We start from the raw sequence: 16,741 nt of genomic DNA, 5'->3' as shown, positions 1-16,741 counted from the left end.
ATGGCACGTCAAATGTTCCGCCGCAAGCGCTTCTGCCGCTTCACGGTTGAAGGCATCAAGGAAATCGATTACAAGGATGTGGATCTGCTCAAGGATTTCGTGTCCGAAAACGGCAAGATCATTCCGGCCCGTATCACCGGGACCAAAGCCCGCTACCAGCGCCAGCTGGGCACCGCCATCAAGCGCGCCCGCTTCCTGGCCCTGATGCCCTATACAGACCAGCACTAAGGAGAAATCATGCAAGTTATTCTTCTGGAAAAACTGGCCAACCTGGGCCAACTGGGTGATGTTGTCAAAGTCAAGGATGGCTATGGCCGCAATTTTCTGATCCCGCAAAAGAAAGCCAAGCGCGCAACGCCAGCCAACCTGGCCGAATTCGAAACCAGGCGCGCCGAACTCGAAAAAATTCAGGCTGAAATTCATGCCCAGGCACAAGCGCGTGGCGAAAAGATCAACGGCGTGACCGTGCAAATTGCCCAGAAAGCGGGCGTGGATGGTCGTTTGTTCGGCTCCGTCACCACCAGCGACATTTCGGAAGCACTCAAGGCCCAGGGTCTTGAAGTTGCGAAATCCGAAGTGCGTCTGCCTGACGGCCCCCTGAAACAAGTTGGTGATTTCCCTGTTGATCTGTCCCTGCATGCCGATATAACCGCAAGCATTACGGTATCTGTTGTCGCTGCAGCCTGATCGTTCAGAAAAAAACAAAAAAAGGGCTGGCAACAGCCCTTTTTTTATTGCCCCCCAAGCCTTGCCAATTCACCCGCGAACCCGGAAACTTCCGGTTTTAGTCTGAGTAATATCATTCCATGAGCGATGCACAACTCGACGCCATCAAACTCCCGCCGCATTCCATTGAAGCGGAACAGTCCGTGCTCGGCGGCCTGCTGCTGGACAACAGCGCCTGGGACCGGATTGCCGATGTTGTGGCTGAAAGCGATTTCTACCGCCACGACCACCGCCTGATTTTCCGCCACATTTTCAGATTGCTTGAAGGCGGCAGGCCTGCAGACGTCATCACGGTATCCGAAGCGCTGGAAAATAGCGCTGAACTGAATAACGCGGGCGGACTTGCCTACCTCGCCGCACTGGCGCAAAACACCCCGAGTGCGTCCAACATCAAGCGCTATGCTGAAATCGTGCGTGACCGCGGGGTTATGCGCAAACTCTCAGAAGTCGGCACAGCCATCTCTGACAGCGCTTACAACCCGGTGGGCCGAAGCGCCGGACAATTGCTGGACGAAGCAGAAGCCAAGGTATTTGAAATTGCCGAAGCCAATGCGCGCGGCAAGCAGGGTTTCGTTGAAATCCAACCTTTGTTAATCCAGGTTGTTGAACGTATCGACGAACTGTTCCAGCGCGACAACCCCAATGAAGTTACCGGTATCCCCACCGGATTTCACGATCTTGACCAGAAAACATCCGGCCTGCAGCCCGGCGACCTGATCATCGTGGCAGGCCGCCCCAGTATGGGAAAAACAGCCTTTTCCATCAATATTGGCGAAAATGTTGCACTGAACACCGGCTTGCCGGTTGCCATTTTCAGCATGGAAATGGGCGGCTCTCAACTGGCCATGCGTATGATCGGCTCGGTGGGCAAACTGGATCAGCAAAAAATTCGCACCGGCCGGCTGCAGGATGAGGACTGGTTGCGCCTGACCAATGCCGTGGGCAAGCTCAACGACGCGCCGATTCACATCGACGAGAGCGGCGCGCTCACCGCGCTTGAACTTAGAGCGCGTGCGCGCCGCTTGCACCGCCAGTGCGGCAAGCTGGGCTTGATTATTATCGATTACCTGCAACTCATGAGCGGCAGTGGCGGTGGCGAGAACCGCGCCACGGAAATTTCCGAGATATCCCGCTCACTCAAGGCGCTGGCGAAGGAACTGGAAGTGCCGGTCATCGCGCTTTCCCAGCTTAACCGCAGCCTCGAACAGCGCCCCAACAAGCGTCCGGTCATGTCCGATCTGCGCGAATCCGGCGCTATCGAGCAAGATGCCGACGTAATTCTGTTCATCTACCGCGACGAAGTCTACAACCCGGACTCCCCCGAGAAAGGAAGTGCTGAAATCATTATCGGCAAACAGCGTAACGGCCCCATCGGCACCGTAAGAATGACTTTCATCGGTGAATATACCCGCTTCGAGAACTACGCCCACGGCGGTGGAGACTACTAAGCCCATGCCGCGCCCGATTCGTGCCACCGTGAATCTTTCCGCGCTGCGTCACAATCTGGGCATTGCCCGCAGGCATGCGCCGCGCGCACGCCTCATGGCCGTGATCAAGGCCAATGGCTACGGCCACGGCATGCTGCGGGTGGCGAAGGCACTGGAGGCGGCAGACGGATTTGCAGTGCTTAACCTGGCAGAGGCTATCGCCCTGCGCGACGCAGGATTCGGGCAGGACATATTGCTGCTGGAAGGATTTTTCAGCGCAAACGAAATACCCCTGCTGGTTCAGCATGGGCTATCCACGGTAATTCATGCGCAGTGGCAGATTGAGGCCTTGCTGCAGGCATCCATCGCCACACCGATTCAGGCTTGGCTTAAAATCAACACGGGCATGAACCGCCTTGGCTTCCAGCCAGACGAATTGCCTGCGGCACTGCAAAACCTGCAACAGATGGGTGCCAAAGTGACGCTGATGACCCATTTTGCCCGCGCTGATGAAAAAAATGGCATTACAGATCAACTCACGCTATTCAATGCCATCACACATGGCCTGCATCTGCCCCGCAGCCTGTCCAATTCCGCTGCGCTGCTAAGCTACCCGGAAGCCCATGATGACTGGGTCCGTCCCGGCATCATGCTTTACGGCGCTTCTCCCATGAGCCACCAGACATCTTCAGAACTTGGCCTCAAACCCGCCATGACGCTTTCCAGCGAAGTCATCGCCATGCGTGACATTCCAGCTGGCACCAGAGTGGGCTATGGAGGCACCTTCTGTGCGCCAAGCGCCATGCGCATCGGCACGGTGGCCTGCGGTTATGCCGACGGTTATCCACGCCACGCACCCAGCGGTACGCCGGTTCTGGTCGATGGGCAGCAAAGCCGCATCATCGGACGGGTTTCGATGGATATGCTCACGGTGGACTTGAGCGGCATTCCTGATGCCCGAATCGGCATGCCCGTTACTCTGTGGGGTGACGACCTGCCGGTGGATGAAATTGCCACAGCCGCGGGCACGATCGGCTACGAGTTGCTATGCGCAGTCGCAGCGCGCGTCCCCATGACCGGGATCGAATAGCCATGGCCAAGGCCAAGTCCATCTACACCTGCACCGAATGTGGCGGCCAGTCGCCCAAGTGGCAGGGGCAGTGCCCGCACTGCACGGCATGGAACACGCTGCTGGAAACTGTCGCCGAAAGCGCCGCGGGCAACCGCTATAACGCCCTTTCCGTAACCAGCAAGGTGCAAAGCCTGAGCGAGGTCGAGGCCCAGGAAGTCCCGCGCGAACCAACCGGCATCGCAGAATTCGATCGGGTGCTGGGCGGCGGACTGGTTCAGGGCGCCGTGGTCCTGATCGGCGGCGACCCGGGTATCGGCAAATCCACCTTGTTATTGCAGGCGCTATGCCATCTGAGCAAGCGCAACAAGGTGCTCTACGTCAGCGGCGAGGAATCCGCGCAGCAGATCGCATCGCGCGCCAAGCGCCTCGCACTGGAAGCCAAATCCGTCCAATTGCTGGCGGAAATCAGCCTGGAGAAGATACTCGCCACTCTGGCGACACATAAACCTGTAGTAGCCGTAATTGACTCAATCCAGACCGTGTACTCAGAGGCGCTGCAATCCGCCCCCGGCAGTGTGGCTCAGGTGCGCGAGTGCGCGGCCCAACTGACGCGCTTCGCCAAGCAATCGGGCACTGCCGTAATCCTGGTCGGCCATGTCACCAAGGAAGGAGCGCTGGCAGGCCCCCGCGTGCTGGAACACATTGTCGACACCGTGCTCTATTTCGAAGGCGACAACAATTCCAGTTTTCGCCTGGTGCGCGCTTTCAAGAACCGCTTTGGCGCGGTCAATGAACTGGGCGTCTTTGCGATGACCGAAAAAGGACTGCGCGAAGTCAGCAACCCGTCGGCCTTGTTCCTCTCACACCACGGGCAGGATGTCGCCGGCTCGTGCGTCATGGTCACGCAGGAAGGCACCCGGCCCTTGCTGGTAGAAATCCAGGCGCTGGTGGATGAGGCCCATGCGCCCAACCCGCGCCGCCTTTCGGTGGGTCTGGAGCAGAACCGCCTGGCCATGCTGCTCGCAGTGCTGCACCGCCATGCCGGGATTGCCTGCTTTGATCAGGATGTATTCGTCAACGCCGTGGGCGGTGTCAAGATCACAGAGCCGGCGGCGGATCTGGCGGTGTTGCTGGCCATTGTTTCTTCGCTCAAAAACCGGCCGCTGCCGGGCAAGCTGGTGGTGTTCGGAGAAATCGGCCTGGCTGGTGAAATCCGCCCGGTACAGCGCGGGCAGGAGCGCCTCAAGGAAGCCGCCAAGCTGGGTTTCACTCACGCGGTCGTGCCCAAAGGCAACAAACCCAAACAGGCGATCTCCGGCATGGAGATTACCGCAGTGGAACGGCTGGAACAGGCCGTTGATTATTGCCGGGGCTAAATAAATGACTGCCAGCGCATTTACCTGGGAATTTGCCGGGACCAGCGACACCGGACGCACCAGGCCGGGCAATGAAGATGCTATCGCCTGGGATGCTGCTTTTGGACTGGCCTTGCTGGCCGATGGCATGGGCGGATATGAGGGCGGGGAAATCGCCAGCAACCTGGCCATCAAAACAGCGCTTGAATCCTTCAGAAAGCCCCTCGCACCGCACTGGCGCGAAGCCGAGTGGGCGCAGAAGGTCAGCGAACCGGTATTGAAGCTCTATGCAGCGGTCAGCGAGGCAAATCAGCGCGTAAACGATACCGCACGCAAGCAGACCCGCTACGAAGGCATGGGCACCACTTTTCTCGCAGCCTATTTTCACGAAAACCGGGCCACGCTGGCGCATATTGGCGATTCACGCATCTATCTGTGGCGAAATCTCGCGTTGAAACAGCTCACCGTGGATCACACCATGATTCAGGAACGCATCGAAAGCGGCGAAATCACGGCGCAGGACGCCGCATCAGACGCTTACCGGGGGGTACTGACGCGCGCCCTTGGCGTGGACCCTGTGGTAGAAGTAGATATGCGCCAGGTCACCACTCAAGCCGGGGATATTTTTCTGCTCTGTTCCGACGGATGTTACGATATGCTCGCTTACAGTGAAATGACCGCCATCATGAGCGCCTGTCAGGAAGACCCGCAGCAACTGGCACGGCAACTGGTGCGCCAGGCAAACGATAATGGCGGTTATGACAACATCTCGGCTGTTGTTGTGCGTGTTGGGTAGGGAGGAGCATGTCTAAACTGGTGTTACAGGGTGATCACGGTTCCAGCATGGAATTCCCCCTTGACCGCGAACGCATCACGATTGGACGCAAGGCGAGTAGCGACATCCATCTTGAGGACTCTGGGGTAAGCGGAAACCACGCTGTCATCATTACCCTGGGCAGCGACTCTTTTCTCGAAGACCTTGAAAGCACGAATGGCACCAAGGTCAATCAGAACAATATCCATAAATGTGTGCTGCAGGATGGCGATGAAATCAGCATCGCCCACTTCACCTTTACCTTTATTAGCGAAGTGCTGAAACCCAGCGCCCCGGGGAAAACCATCTCCGCGACCCCAAGGACAGAGTTTGCACCGCGCGCTCACACCTCCGCGCTGGATGCCGCCACTACAATGCCAGGACCGGCTTCATTCGAAGCTGCGGCCAATATCGGCAAAGCCCCCCAAAGCAGCACATTTGAAACCATTGAAGAAGCCCCACCCCCCAGCGGCACGCTCGGCTTGCTAAAAATAAACTCCGGCCCAGGTGCCGGACAAACACTGGAACTCTCCAGGCCCGTCACCACACTGGGAAAACCCGGCATTCAGGTCACCGCCATCACCTTGCGCGATGGCCAGTATTTTCTTGGGCTTGTCGAAGGCACTGACCTGCCCCTGATCAACGGCGGCGAAATCAAGTCGCTGCCCTGCCAGCTCCATCACCGCGACATCATCACCATCGCAGATGTCGAACTGGAGTTTTCACTGAGATAAAAATGCATCATCGTAGTGCTTTGCCGGGCAGACAAACGCACCTGGCAAATCCACCTGATCTTTTACACCTGGAATGTTCGAACGAAAAGAGACTAAGCGCATGTCGAGATTTTTATTGTTAACTCTAATTGCAGCAAGCTTGACGCTCACAGCCTGTAGCAGTGAACCACAGGATACGCATCCGGATCAGCCCGTCACCAAACGCAAGGCGGTTTTCAAACAGATGCTCCGCACCCTGGAGCCGATGGGAATGGTGGTACGCGAACGGGAGGACTACAACAGCCAGGCCTTTCTCGCCGACGCCAAAAAGCTGAAACAACTGGCATCAGAACCTTGGGTGCATTTCACACCAGACAGCAATTACCCTCCCACGCGAGCCAAGCCCGAGGTATGGCAGAAGCCGGCCGACTTCAGCCATGCCCGGCAAAAACTGGAAGAATCCACGGAAAAACTTCTCAAGGCAGCGGAAAGCGGCAACATGGCGCTCATCCGGCCAGCACTCAATGGCGTCGAGGAAAGCTGCAAGTCCTGCCACCAGCAATTTCGCGGCAAAATTTAAGCGCCCGCTACAACACAGCTAATTGTTAGCGGGTTTTCCTGGCTGCCACTTCAGCCTGCACCTCGCGGAATACCGGTCCCCAGGTAGGGTGACCGGCCTCACTGGCGCTCAGGCCGAATTTCGGGTTGAGCGCCAGCACTTTCTTGAACGCCCCGCGGCACGCCAGTTTCTCGCCCGAAACGCAGTAAATAAAAGCGAGAAACTTGTGTGCGGTTACCTGATCGCCAACCGAAAGCTGGTCATCGCCCAAGGCGTTCTGAAAGAAACCGGCTGCCATGTTGTAGTTTCCATTCTCATAATTCCTGATGCCCAGACTCAATTCCCTCTCGGCCTTGCGTACAGCGGGTGGAGAAGGTTTGTCAGCGGGATCTTCGGCTTTTTTCTGGACTGGCGCCTCATCCTGAATGAAGGGAAGTTTTTTTAAGCTGGTATTGCTGCATCCGCTGACGAACAGCAGCAAAGCCAACAGAGAAAAAAGAGACAGATTAAATTTCAGCATGTTCTTATTTGAATTTGTGTTTAATTTTATGAGTTGATTCGGGTTCGATAACAAGCGTTTGAGAATAAGACAAAAAACCCGGATTTCTGATTTCGATCATGTGCTTGCCGGCTGGCAGCTGCAACTCGTTCAGCGGCGGAGAAACGCCTTCGCGCTTCCCGTCCACAAAAACCTCTCCCCAGGGAGTCACCGCCAGAGCGAGCGTCCCTTGCACTTGCGGCGGAATCGGCGGCAAGGGAAGTTCAGGTTTTTCAGGCATGGCCGCAGGTTTTACATTCGTAATTTGAGGCTGTTCCTTCAAGCCCGGCTTTTCCCAGTTCAGGAGAAAAATCCCCAGCATCAGAAAAATAGCTCCACCCCACAGGGTAAAAGGCCGTTTCCACCATGGGTTTCCGGCGCTGAGCGGGGCGGCGGAAGCCATCAGCAGCGTCTGCTCATCAAGCGGTCGCGGTGTCTTGCGGCGTTCCAGAGTGCGTGTGCTCCCATCGGCCCCGGAGTGGAAATTCAACGGAGTCTGCAAAGTCCGGTAATTGCGCAAATCTGCTGCCATTTCATCGGCACGCTGATAACGATCGTCCGGGTGTTTGGCCAAGGCCCTGGCGACGATATAATCGAACACCTCCGGCAACGCCGGCTTGAGCGTCGCCGGAGCCATTGGCATTTCATTGAGAATGCGATACATGATGGCGCTGATGTTTTCGCCTCTGAATGGCGCTTTCCCGGTCAGCATTTCGTACAGCAACACGCCCAGCGAAAAAATGTCGGAGCGACGGTCCACATCCTGCCCGACCACTTGCTCCGGCGACATGTATTTTGGCGAGCCCAGCACCATCCCCGCCACGGTACGTGAGGAAGAAGGAATCAAGGCGATGCCGAAATCGGTAATTTTCGCCACGCCATTTTTCAGGATCATGATATTGGAAGGCTTGATATCGCGGTGGACCACGCCATGCTCATGCGCAAACGCCAACCCATCGGCAACCTGACTCACGATTTCGACGATTCTGTCGAGATCAAGTAGCATGTCGGCGTCCATGATATCGCGCAATTCCATGCCTTCCAGAAACTCCATCGCCATGTAGGCGACATTCTCGGTATTGCCTACATCATGAATAGTGACGATATTCGGGTGATTAAGGCGCCCGGCCGATCTCGCCTCGCGATAGAAACGCTGCTCGAATTCCTCGAATTCATCCTTGGACAGGTCCAGGCTGATAGTCTTGATTGCCACGGTCCGTTCCAGCAGCGGGTCCAGGGCGCGATATACCACACCCATCGCGCCCTGCCCGATTTCGGAAATGATTTCGTAACGACCGATATTCTGCTTGATCATGGGACAGGATTATAAGCGGCTGACAAGTTGTGGATGATGTTCAGGCAAATAATTAATCGCTCGGAGATAAATCCCGCCTTGCATGGCAATGGAATGGAATGCGAGAATGCGCCTTGCAGAAAAACAATAACATGCAGCCGCCAATCGGGGGATAAATCAATAATGACAGTTCGCAGTGCTCTAGAAGTCGCAACCATAACCGATACCGGTGTAGTCCGTTCATTCAATGAAGACACCATTGCAACCGAGCTTGACCTGGGCCTCGCCCTGGTAGCAGACGGCATGGGCGGATACAAGGCAGGAGACGTGGCCAGCAGCATGGCTGCCTCGATCATGGTGACAGAACTAAAACGCCAACTGCGCGACGCCCCTTCCTCGAAAAACAACATAGCGGAAATTCTTGAATTCACAGTGAGCAGAGCCAACCGGGCAATCTACCAGGCTGCCCAGGCAAATCCTCAGCACCAGGGAATGGGCACCACGCTGGTTGCAAGCATTTTTCATGACAACCATCTGCATTATGCTCATGTCGGCGATTCGCGCCTCTACCGTCTGCGCCGCGGCAAACTCCACGCGCTCACGCAGGACCATTCCATTCTTCACGAGCAGGTGGTTCTTGGCCTGATTTCAAATGATGACGCAAAAATCTCCCATAACCGCAATCTGGTGACCCGCGCCCTGGGTGTCGAGAGCGTATGCCAGTGCGAGGTGCAGGATCAGGCCGTTTCGGTGGGCGACATCTACCTGATGTGCTCGGATGGCCTGAATGACATGGTGGACGATGCCAACATAGAACTCGCCCTCAATGCGCTACAAGCCAATTTGCCGCTTGCGGCGCAACAACTGGTCATGATGGCCAATGACAACGGCGGTCACGACAACATTTCTGCGGTCCTGATTAAAGTGCTGGAACCCTTCCCTGCCAGCGAGCAATCCAGGGGCCTGATGGGCCGGCTCTTCGGCTGGCTGAAATAACAGGAGAAAACGATGGCAAAACTGGTTTTAAGCCTGGATGGCGACATACTCGGATATCATTTTCTCGAAAAGGCCCGCTTTGGCATTGGCCGTAAACCGCATAACGAAATGCACCTTGACCACTCATCGGTCAGCAAGGAACACGCCACCATTCTCACTGTTGGCAATGACCAGATACTGGAAGACCTGGGCAGCACCAACGGCACCCTGGTGAATGGGGTCAAGATCCAGAAACACATTCTGCAGAACAACGATGTAATCGATATTGGCCGCTATCAACTCAGATATATCAACCAGAAGGCCAAGCCCGGCGTGGATGCTGACCGCACCATCATGATGATGCCGGTGATGAACATGCGGCACAGGAAAGAGCAATCAGAAACTCCAGCTCAGACAGCCGATCAGCTAGACACCGCGGTTTCAGTGGCGCGTGCGGCCAACGATAATTTCCCCCTGGGGGGCATCCAGGGTCTGGAAGGGCCGCATGCCGGTCAAACCCTGGAATTGAATCGCCCTCTTGCGACTTTTGGAAAGGCCGGTGTTCAGGTAGCCGTCATTAACCGCCGTCCGCACGGTTATTCCATCACAAGGGTGGAAGGCAAGAAGCAGCCGCTGGTCAATGGCCAGGCAATCAGCGCGGAAGCACAACTACTGCAGGACGGAGATCAAATCGAAGTGGGCGGAGAAATGCTGCGTTTTTTTCTGAAGAAACAAGGTTAACACTCGACAATCTGGCCGCTCACGCCGCGACTGTCGCTTCCCATCAGATACAAATACCGAGGCATCAGGGTTTCCTGCAAGGGCATTGATTCCAGCACCTCGCCGGGATGCGTCCTGACGCGCTGAGTCGATTGCACCGGGCCGGGAACAATGCCATTAATGCGCAGATTGGGATGCAACTCAAGCTCCTGCGCCCACAGCTTCACCAGCGTCTCGCCTGCCGCTTTGGATATGGCAAAACTGCCCCAGTACGCCGCCGGCACATGGCCGTGAGTTTCCGAAGTCAGGATGATTGAAGCATCCGGTGACGCTTTCAGCAAGGGCAGGCAGGCACGAGTCAGGGCAAAGGGCGCCATGAGATTGACGCGCAGCGAAACCTGCCACTGCTCAAGGGTGTGCTCCTCCAGACTGCGCAAACCATCGAGGTGGGACGCATTGTGCAGAATACCGTCAAGGCGGGCAAACTGACGCCGGATACCCGTCGCCAGCGCATCGAAATCCTTGTCCCCGGCACTGAACAAGTCAAGCGGGAAAATAGCCGCCTGAGGCCAGCCTGCCGCCTCGATTTCATCATAGACCGCCTCGAGCTTCTCCACCTTGCGCCCGTGCAGGATAACCGTCGCCCCGTGGGAAGCAAAAGTCAGGGCCGCCGTACGGCCAATGCTCTGGCCTGCGCCCGTTACCAGGATCACGCGGTCCTGGAGCAGATTTTTGGCTGGCTGATAATTTCGCATGGAAATCCATAATCGTAAATTTGAACCCGCGAATTATAGCGGATATCCCGGTCCGGCTTAACCAGGGCGTTATAAATGCATCCCGAACAAACTCAGGCGCTATGGTTTTGACGGCTGTGGCTCTGGACTTGGCGCAAGCTCATGTACAGGAATATGGCCGGTTGAAGCAGCCTCATCGGCAAGGCGGGTGGCAAGCCTGGCGCGCTCCACGTCACCAAGGAAATCGAACAGGGTGGCGAGGTTCTTCAGGGTCGGCACATGGCGCGGATCGGACATGGAAATTCTGGCCAGTTCATCAGCCACCGAGCGCATCGTATCCTCCTTCATCTGCCCGCCCTGCAACTGCTGCCAGGCCGCTTTCCTGCTCAAACCGATCAGCCTGGCAATCGCATGCAGATTGCATATGGCGGCGCCTCCTGGAGGAATCGCCTGCTCGCCGCTCTTTGCCGGGCACCAGGGATCAAGCCGGTACAAGGCTTCCTGTTCAGCGTACTTGGCGGGTGCGCCGTTAAGAACCTCGACGGCCCATAGCTGGTCGATGAATGCCTTGGCGTCAGGCGCAAGTTTTTCGCTCAGTTCCGGAAGGCTGGCCCGGTCGTCATAGGCCATCAACCCGGAAGCGAAGCGCGAGACCGACAACAGGGAAGCACAACTTCCCGTGCAAAACCCAGTGGAGCGCAACCAGCCGCTCTGCCCGGACTGCAGGCCTACCTGGATCCATTCGCCCTGACGCCGTTGAACATAATAGACACTGCCCAGGGGCAACTGCGCCACATAAGGCGCATGATCATTCGGCGCTGCACGCAAGCGGTCCAGATCAACCGCGACTGGCACCAGCTTGCCGGCCTGTTCCGGGGACAACGCAATGCGTTGGGTCAACATTCTGTCCGGACCGATACGATGCACCAGCCTGCCACGCCCTATTTCCGGCGGCATGCTGAAGGAGAAACTGAAGGCCGAGCGCATCACCGAAGGCGAGAGTTGCATGAAACTGTCGATGCGCACGCCCTCGCCACTGCGCCGGATACTGCCCCATATGGCCACCTGCACGCCCTGCGACTCGATCAGCGGTTCGACCTTGTCGAAATAACGCAGTTGCTGATCACCGCTGGCCTTGCTCAGATCGCCCACATAGCGCAGCACACCGATTGAACTGACTTTGCTGTTCATTAACAGATCGTGGCTCAGGATGCTCGCCACCGCGTTGCCGAGGCCAGTGTTGTCAGGGTCTTCGAAGGTGAACACCGCAAAGCGGTAGCGCGCCATGCCGATATGCTTCTGCGCCTGTCCATCGCGCAGCAGTTGCAGCTCCTTTTCAATATCCAGCTGCATGCCAGCTGAAGCAGATCCGGCAAAAAGCAGCGTGGCCAACACCACGAGCCACATCAGGAAACCTGGGTTTTTGTGCGTCAGCATCATTGCCCACCTCCTGACAGCAATCCTTTATTGGGCAACTTGAGCTGGCAGGATTTGCGCAGTTCGCCCAATACCGTTGACTGGCCCAGGGCAGATTCTGCTGCCATGGAAAATTCCACGCACTCGGCGTAACGCCCTTCCTTCAGATAGGCTCTGAGCAGCGCGATCATGATGGGTTCCAGTGCTGCACGGCCAAGATCGGCAGAAGACGGCAGGTCGAGATTCATCTCCGGCGTGGTTGCCAGCGTCGGCAGGCTGGCGCTTTCTGCGTAACGCGCCGATACCTGCATATCGACCTTGAAGTTCCCGTTCACGGGTGCCGCTTCGCCCACCACGAAAGCATCGGCCTTCAGCGCCCGTGCCCAATCCGAATGCTCCTTCATGGTTCTGGGCAATGCATTGGGGCAGGAAAACACTGCTGGCTGCTGGGCGGGGGGCAAATGCGTTTTCTGGATTTCCGTCAGAAGGTCATACTCAAGTACCGTCCTGACCCGACGGGAAAGATCGAGATCATGGGTTGCCGAGGCAGGTGGCCGTACATGGCCGATCACCACCGTTCGTCCAGGATCTGGAACACATCCGATGGCCTCGTTGCGCGGCAAGGCCACCTTGTAGCTCAACTGGTCGGCCTGGCCCGAAGTCACGACCACATTGCGTGGCTGGGTGGCATACCCCTGCTGCGAGACCTCCAGGGTATAGGTTTGCGGCACTGGTTTGACTGGTAAATTCACAAACATCTGGAACACGCCGTCGGATGCGGTGGTTCCCACACTGAGGGATGTTTGCCCGCTGCTCAAAGTAACCCGCGCACCCGCCACCGCCAGCCCGGTGATCGAGTCAGTGACCATTCCGGAGATATTGGTAGCCGCCTGGGCTGCCAATGACAAGCCCAAAACCATGATTCCCGGTATCACCGCGAGGACCGCTACTAGGCCCGGCAGTTTGCGAGCAGCACAGAGCCACGCTCTGCAACACCCCGACCTGGCTGGATTAAAGCGTATCAATGACCAATCCATACCCACCTCCAAAATCCACGTTGACGCGTGACCGCGGACAACCCTTGATGGCATGCGTGCCAAGGGGGCTGCCATCCCGCCCGCGCAGCATTGCACTCCATTCGGCATCCTTCCGGGTGAACGGGCCGACTTCAAACGGAACAGGCGCACTCCCCAGGCTGAGCGCCGTGGTGCCTGCCGGCGTGGTGACATCCAGTGCCAGTCCGCTGGCATCTTGGGCAATCAGCATGGCTGACAGGCGGCACGGAGGCGGCGTGCGCTCCATTCCCCACCAGCCGATGCCAGCCAGGACCAGCGCAACGGCAATGACACCGCCCCCTATCCGCAACCAGCGGTTCCGGGACCATCGGCTGAACAGGCCATCGACCTCCGCTACCGTCTCAGCCACCAGATTGCCCTGCGGCTGCAGGAGGGTAATCGCACTCAAATAGGGTGGAATGTCGCTGAATGGCGTAGGCCTGGTCATCACCGGCAGGACGCGGCCCCGCGGGTTGGGAAATTGCTCGCGCGCGAACTTCAGCTCGGTCATCGTGTAGCGGCCGGGCTGGACCGACAGCGGAGATACCAGGAACAGGAACAAGTCGCACGCAGCGATCGCTGCGCGTATCTGGGCATCGTACCCCTCTCCCTCCGGCAGATTATCCTTGTCGAGAAAAACAGTATGGCCCTCCGTGCGCAGCCGGACAGCCAATTCATCCGCGATTGGCCGCTCTTCACTCGCATAGGATATGAATATCTTCATTCAGGCTCCGCAGAACATCAGGCCATCGTTAATGAGTGCAATCATGTCACCGATTTCCAGAAATACATCCTAAGCCATATTGTCACCCCTTATCCCTCCTCTGGAATCAAACATCCTTCAGCAATGCCTGCCCGCGCTGATAACAATCCGTGAAGCGGTCCAGACCATGGGAGCCGCCGTTGACCAGTCTGCGGGCATGGCGCAGGTCATGTTCCATCAGTGCCTCCTTGATGGCGCGTTCCTTGGCCTTGATGAAGCTGCACAACAGGCGTGCGGCGATGAGCGGGTCATTGGCCAGTTCGGGATTATTGATAAGGTCGTCGCCCAGCCCGATGGCACGGCCGTGTTGCCGGTAATTGGCTTTGCCGGTGAGCTGGATGAAGCCGCGACCACAATAACGTGCGCCGTCCCCCGGCTGGCTGTTGCCGATATCGGCGCGATTATCGTAAAGATCGAAGGGTTTTCCGCCGGGCGAAGTATTAAATCGCGACTTTCCTTCGGAGATGGGCACGAAACCTTCCGTCTCTGCCCGGATGCTGGCCAGTGCCATCAGCACCATGGGTTTCTCCTGCAGTTCGGCTTCAACCAGCCCTTGCAACACGGCAGGCAAGTACTTCTCGATGTTCTTGCGCGGCGTGTAGGGAAACATGACGCAGGTTTTCTCCACCGTGACTTGCGGAATGGCGCTGGGCAAGGCGGCATCGCTCACCAGACCCAAAGCAGCCAGCGTGCGTGGCCCCGCAATGCCATCGGCCAGCAGCATCCGGCTGTGCTGGAAAGCGCGTACCGCCGCCTCGGTGCCGGGGCCGAAATCGCCATCGATCTTGCCGGGAGGGAAGCCCAACTCGGCGAGGCGGGATTGCAAGAGCTTGACTTCATCACCGGATGATCCGGGGCGCAGGGTATTCATGATTTGTTGTCTCCTTATGTGCTTAGTGATCAGGTCAAAATGGCCGTCAACTTCTTACGCTTTACTTTTCACGCTTCACAAACTGTTTCACCTTAACCCCGCCCTGCCAGCGCAGCCTCGTACCCCTTGCGCACCCACATGATGACGTCGCCAACGTGCAGTTCTTCCAGGCCATCCGGCGGCTTCACGTCGGGGTCCAGGGGGTGGAGTTGCAGGCCGTTTTCACCCTTTTCCTTGAGTGCCGTATCCAGCTCCCACACCACCCATTCCGATTCGCTGGCATTCTTCGACCAGAAGAGGAGGAACAGATCGCACCGCCTGATTTCATCATCGAGCCGTGCCTTCCATGCCTCGCCGGGGTGGAGGTCGAGACAGTCGAGAAATGGGTCGATCCCGGCGCTGATCTGGATTGACGCCACCCGGTCCAGCACCCGCAGGCGGTCCTTGGACGAGTAGGAGACGAAAGCGCTCTTTGCCGGTTCGCCCTTTGCCGCCACATTCTCTCCGGCTACCGGATGCAGCGATATTTCCAGGTCAAGCCGCAAGCGCGCCACCATGATGCCTTCGATGAACACATCGAACTTGAGCACTACCTTGCCCTCGGGCGCCGCCTGCGGTACTTCCACATCGAATTCCAGCAGCGAACGGCCGCCATTCCAGATGAATAGCTGCTCGACCGGGTCAATCGCCAGGCCGCGCCCGGAAAGCTTGACAGTCACCTGGGTACCGCGCTTCCAGCGGCATTCCTGCACCCCGAGGACCGGCTCGACCCTGGGGGAGAGCTGTTCGAGCAACTGGCGCACTTCTTTCTCGAATTGCCTCTCATAGGCCACGAACCGGGCTGTGAACTCGTCGCCCGGATTCACCGCTTTCGGTGCCGACGCTCCCAGCCACACGGGTTCGGATTCGGCTTCAGCCGGGCGCTCGCTTCCCGATGGAGCTGGCTCTGCGCTCTTCGTTGCGAGCGGCCGCGCCTCCTGGCGATGGTGTATTTTATCCGCCAGATCACCGAGCTTTGCCTTGATCCCCACGAAGACCCCGGCAGGCGGCGGCCCGGATTTCATCCCGGCAATCCTGTCCCCAAGCAGAAGGGAATCGTCCTTCGCGCTACTACCCAAGATAACGGGTCCGGATTCTTCTGGCGCGGATGAAGATGATTCACTGCCGCCCTTCATTTTTGGGATTGTTTCCGGCAGCCCCGCCATGGCCATGCGCACTTCCCCCCTGATGTGTGGGACAAACTGCTCTGCAAAATCGGCCAGCTTCTCTTGCCAGCCATCCTCAGCAAGCTCGACGGCAGAAAGCCTGGCCAGCGGATGTAGCGACTCCGGCAATTGTTCCCATGACGGCAGTTGCACACCCTGCACCAGGACAGGCACCACCATGGCATGCCTTGCAAGGGCCTCCTCTACCAGCGTGCGCAGCGGGTCGCCGGAATCGTCAAGCAATGCCACTGACTCATCCCACCCGGGCCCCATGAGCAGGAGAAGAGCGCGGCAGGCGCCCTTCTCGCTTTCTGCCGCATGCGCATCGGCAAAGGACCACCCGTGGCGATCAGCGGCAGCGGACACAATGAGGACATTCCCGTCGCCCAGCAGCGCCCGGAACTGCGCGGCAACACGCTCGGCCCATATCCTGTCGCCCTGGCGGGCTGCAATCATCAAGCTGCTCATTACCGTGTCTCCTTCAATGCGGCACACCGTCCTGCA

The 16,741-nt window shown here is 57.7% G+C and carries 18 protein-coding genes; 10 read left to right on the top strand and 8 right to left on the bottom strand.

What is annotated here, in order from left to right; translation table 11 throughout:
• From rpsR to WC392_09555, 8 genes are all read left to right on the top strand, one after another.
• Nucleotides 1-228, top strand: a complete 228-nt coding sequence (gene rpsR, locus WC392_09590; protein MFA5242609.1) for a 30S ribosomal protein S18 — start codon at nucleotides 1-3, stop codon at nucleotides 226-228.
• Between the two features lie 9 nt (nucleotides 229-237).
• A complete protein-coding gene (gene rplI, locus WC392_09585; protein ID MFA5242608.1) occupies nucleotides 238-687 on the top strand; it encodes a 50S ribosomal protein L9 in 450 nt (149 codons plus the stop codon).
• Nucleotides 688-806: 119 nt separating this feature from the next.
• Nucleotides 807-2,174 carry a replicative DNA helicase gene (gene dnaB / locus WC392_09580; GenBank protein MFA5242607.1) on the top strand — a complete coding sequence of 456 codons (1,368 nt, stop codon included), beginning with the start codon at nucleotides 807-809 and terminating at the stop codon, nucleotides 2,172-2,174.
• Nucleotides 2,175-2,178: 4 nt separating this feature from the next.
• Nucleotides 2,179-3,243: an alanine racemase gene (alr, locus tag WC392_09575; GenBank protein MFA5242606.1), complete on the top strand. Its 1,065-nt coding sequence runs from the start codon at nucleotides 2,179-2,181 to the stop codon at nucleotides 3,241-3,243.
• Nucleotides 3,244-3,245: 2 nt separating this feature from the next.
• Nucleotides 3,246-4,601, top strand: a complete 1,356-nt coding sequence (gene radA, locus WC392_09570) for a DNA repair protein RadA (protein ID MFA5242605.1) — start codon at nucleotides 3,246-3,248, stop codon at nucleotides 4,599-4,601.
• Nucleotides 4,602-4,605: 4 nt separating this feature from the next.
• Nucleotides 4,606-5,376: a protein phosphatase 2C domain-containing protein gene (locus WC392_09565; protein ID MFA5242604.1), complete on the top strand. Its 771-nt coding sequence runs from the start codon at nucleotides 4,606-4,608 to the stop codon at nucleotides 5,374-5,376.
• An 8-nt stretch (nucleotides 5,377-5,384) separates the two neighbouring features.
• Entirely contained in the window at nucleotides 5,385-6,128 is a 744-nt protein-coding gene (locus tag WC392_09560) for an FHA domain-containing protein (GenBank protein MFA5242603.1), read from the top strand.
• A gap of 139 nt (nucleotides 6,129-6,267) precedes the next feature.
• Entirely contained in the window at nucleotides 6,268-6,687 is a 420-nt protein-coding gene (locus WC392_09555; protein MFA5242602.1) for a cytochrome c, read from the top strand.
• 25 nt (nucleotides 6,688-6,712) lie between these two features.
• Here the strand turns inward: WC392_09555 and WC392_09550 are convergent, their stop codons facing one another.
• Nucleotides 6,713-7,186 (bottom strand): TssQ family T6SS-associated lipoprotein, encoded by a 474-nt coding sequence (locus WC392_09550; protein ID MFA5242601.1) that lies wholly within the window; start codon nucleotides 7,184-7,186, stop codon nucleotides 6,713-6,715.
• 4 nt (nucleotides 7,187-7,190) lie between these two features.
• Nucleotides 7,191-8,519, bottom strand: a complete 1,329-nt coding sequence (locus tag WC392_09545) for a serine/threonine-protein kinase (protein ID MFA5242600.1) — start codon at nucleotides 8,517-8,519, stop codon at nucleotides 7,191-7,193.
• Nucleotides 8,520-8,681: 162 nt separating this feature from the next.
• On the opposite strand from WC392_09545, the gene WC392_09540 reads away from it, so the two are divergent.
• Both WC392_09540 and WC392_09535 read left to right on the top strand, forming a co-directional pair.
• Entirely contained in the window at nucleotides 8,682-9,494 is an 813-nt protein-coding gene (locus WC392_09540) for a Stp1/IreP family PP2C-type Ser/Thr phosphatase (GenBank protein ID MFA5242599.1), read from the top strand.
• A gap of 12 nt (nucleotides 9,495-9,506) precedes the next feature.
• Nucleotides 9,507-10,214 carry an FHA domain-containing protein gene (locus WC392_09535; protein MFA5242598.1) on the top strand — a complete coding sequence of 236 codons (708 nt, stop codon included), beginning with the start codon at nucleotides 9,507-9,509 and terminating at the stop codon, nucleotides 10,212-10,214.
• On the opposite strand, the gene WC392_09530 is transcribed toward WC392_09535, so the two are convergent.
• The 6 genes from WC392_09530 to WC392_09505 all read right to left on the bottom strand — a co-directional run bounded on the left by WC392_09530 (nucleotide 10,211) and on the right by WC392_09505 (nucleotide 16,705).
• Nucleotides 10,211-10,948 carry a YciK family oxidoreductase gene (locus tag WC392_09530; protein MFA5242597.1) on the bottom strand — a complete coding sequence of 246 codons (738 nt, stop codon included), beginning with the start codon at nucleotides 10,946-10,948 and terminating at the stop codon, nucleotides 10,211-10,213. The genes WC392_09535 and WC392_09530 overlap by 4 nt on opposite strands.
• A 99-nt stretch (nucleotides 10,949-11,047) precedes the next feature.
• Nucleotides 11,048-12,367: a hypothetical protein gene (locus tag WC392_09525; protein ID MFA5242596.1), complete on the bottom strand. Its 1,320-nt coding sequence runs from the start codon at nucleotides 12,365-12,367 to the stop codon at nucleotides 11,048-11,050.
• Nucleotides 12,364-13,251 carry a carboxypeptidase-like regulatory domain-containing protein gene (locus tag WC392_09520; protein MFA5242595.1) on the bottom strand — a complete coding sequence of 296 codons (888 nt, stop codon included), beginning with the start codon at nucleotides 13,249-13,251 and terminating at the stop codon, nucleotides 12,364-12,366. Before WC392_09520 ends, WC392_09525 begins: the two co-directional genes overlap by 4 nt.
• Nucleotides 13,252-13,354: 103 nt before the next feature.
• Entirely contained in the window at nucleotides 13,355-14,122 is a 768-nt protein-coding gene (locus tag WC392_09515; protein MFA5242594.1) for a toll/interleukin-1 receptor domain-containing protein, read from the bottom strand.
• Between the two features lie 106 nt (nucleotides 14,123-14,228).
• The gene (locus WC392_09510) at nucleotides 14,229-15,032 is read right to left on the bottom strand and encodes a peptidoglycan-binding protein (protein MFA5242593.1); all 804 of its coding nucleotides are present in this window, start codon (nucleotides 15,030-15,032) and stop codon (nucleotides 14,229-14,231) included.
• A gap of 92 nt (nucleotides 15,033-15,124) precedes the next feature.
• Nucleotides 15,125-16,705, bottom strand: coding sequence for a toll/interleukin-1 receptor domain-containing protein (locus WC392_09505; protein ID MFA5242592.1), 1,581 nt, complete (start codon nucleotides 16,703-16,705; stop codon nucleotides 15,125-15,127).
• Nucleotides 16,706-16,741: the final 36 nt, after the last annotated feature.

It is taken from the genome of Sulfuricella sp. (genome assembly GCA_041651995.1).
Taxonomy (GTDB): Bacteria; Pseudomonadota; Gammaproteobacteria; order Burkholderiales; family Sulfuricellaceae; genus Sulfurimicrobium.
Note: the sequence above shows the minus strand (reverse complement) of the source record. Positions and strands in the feature narration are given on the sequence as shown.

Coding starts and splice junctions, on each gene's coding strand:
- WC392_09525 (MFA5242596.1), bottom strand. CDS start 12,367: ATGATGCTGACGCACAAAAACCCAGGTTTCCTGATGTGGCTCGTGGTG.
- WC392_09530 (MFA5242597.1), bottom strand. CDS start 10,948: ATGCGAAATTATCAGCCAGCCAAAAATCTGCTCCAGGACCGCGTGATC.
- WC392_09510 (MFA5242593.1), bottom strand. CDS start 15,032: ATGAATACCCTGCGCCCCGGATCATCCGGTGATGAAGTCAAGCTCTTG.
- WC392_09540 (MFA5242599.1), top strand. CDS start 8,682: ATGACAGTTCGCAGTGCTCTAGAAGTCGCAACCATAACCGATACCGGT.
- WC392_09550 (MFA5242601.1), bottom strand. CDS start 7,186: ATGCTGAAATTTAATCTGTCTCTTTTTTCTCTGTTGGCTTTGCTGCTG.
- alr (MFA5242606.1), top strand. CDS start 2,179: ATGCCGCGCCCGATTCGTGCCACCGTGAATCTTTCCGCGCTGCGTCAC.
- WC392_09560 (MFA5242603.1), top strand. CDS start 5,385: ATGTCTAAACTGGTGTTACAGGGTGATCACGGTTCCAGCATGGAATTC.
- radA (MFA5242605.1), top strand. CDS start 3,246: ATGGCCAAGGCCAAGTCCATCTACACCTGCACCGAATGTGGCGGCCAG.
- WC392_09515 (MFA5242594.1), bottom strand. CDS start 14,122: ATGAAGATATTCATATCCTATGCGAGTGAAGAGCGGCCAATCGCGGAT.
- WC392_09565 (MFA5242604.1), top strand. CDS start 4,606: ATGACTGCCAGCGCATTTACCTGGGAATTTGCCGGGACCAGCGACACC.
- dnaB (MFA5242607.1), top strand. CDS start 807: ATGAGCGATGCACAACTCGACGCCATCAAACTCCCGCCGCATTCCATT.
- rplI (MFA5242608.1), top strand. CDS start 238: ATGCAAGTTATTCTTCTGGAAAAACTGGCCAACCTGGGCCAACTGGGT.
- WC392_09545 (MFA5242600.1), bottom strand. CDS start 8,519: ATGATCAAGCAGAATATCGGTCGTTACGAAATCATTTCCGAAATCGGG.
- WC392_09535 (MFA5242598.1), top strand. CDS start 9,507: ATGGCAAAACTGGTTTTAAGCCTGGATGGCGACATACTCGGATATCAT.
- rpsR (MFA5242609.1), top strand. CDS start 1: ATGGCACGTCAAATGTTCCGCCGCAAGCGCTTCTGCCGCTTCACGGTT.
- WC392_09505 (MFA5242592.1), bottom strand. CDS start 16,705: ATGAGCAGCTTGATGATTGCAGCCCGCCAGGGCGACAGGATATGGGCC.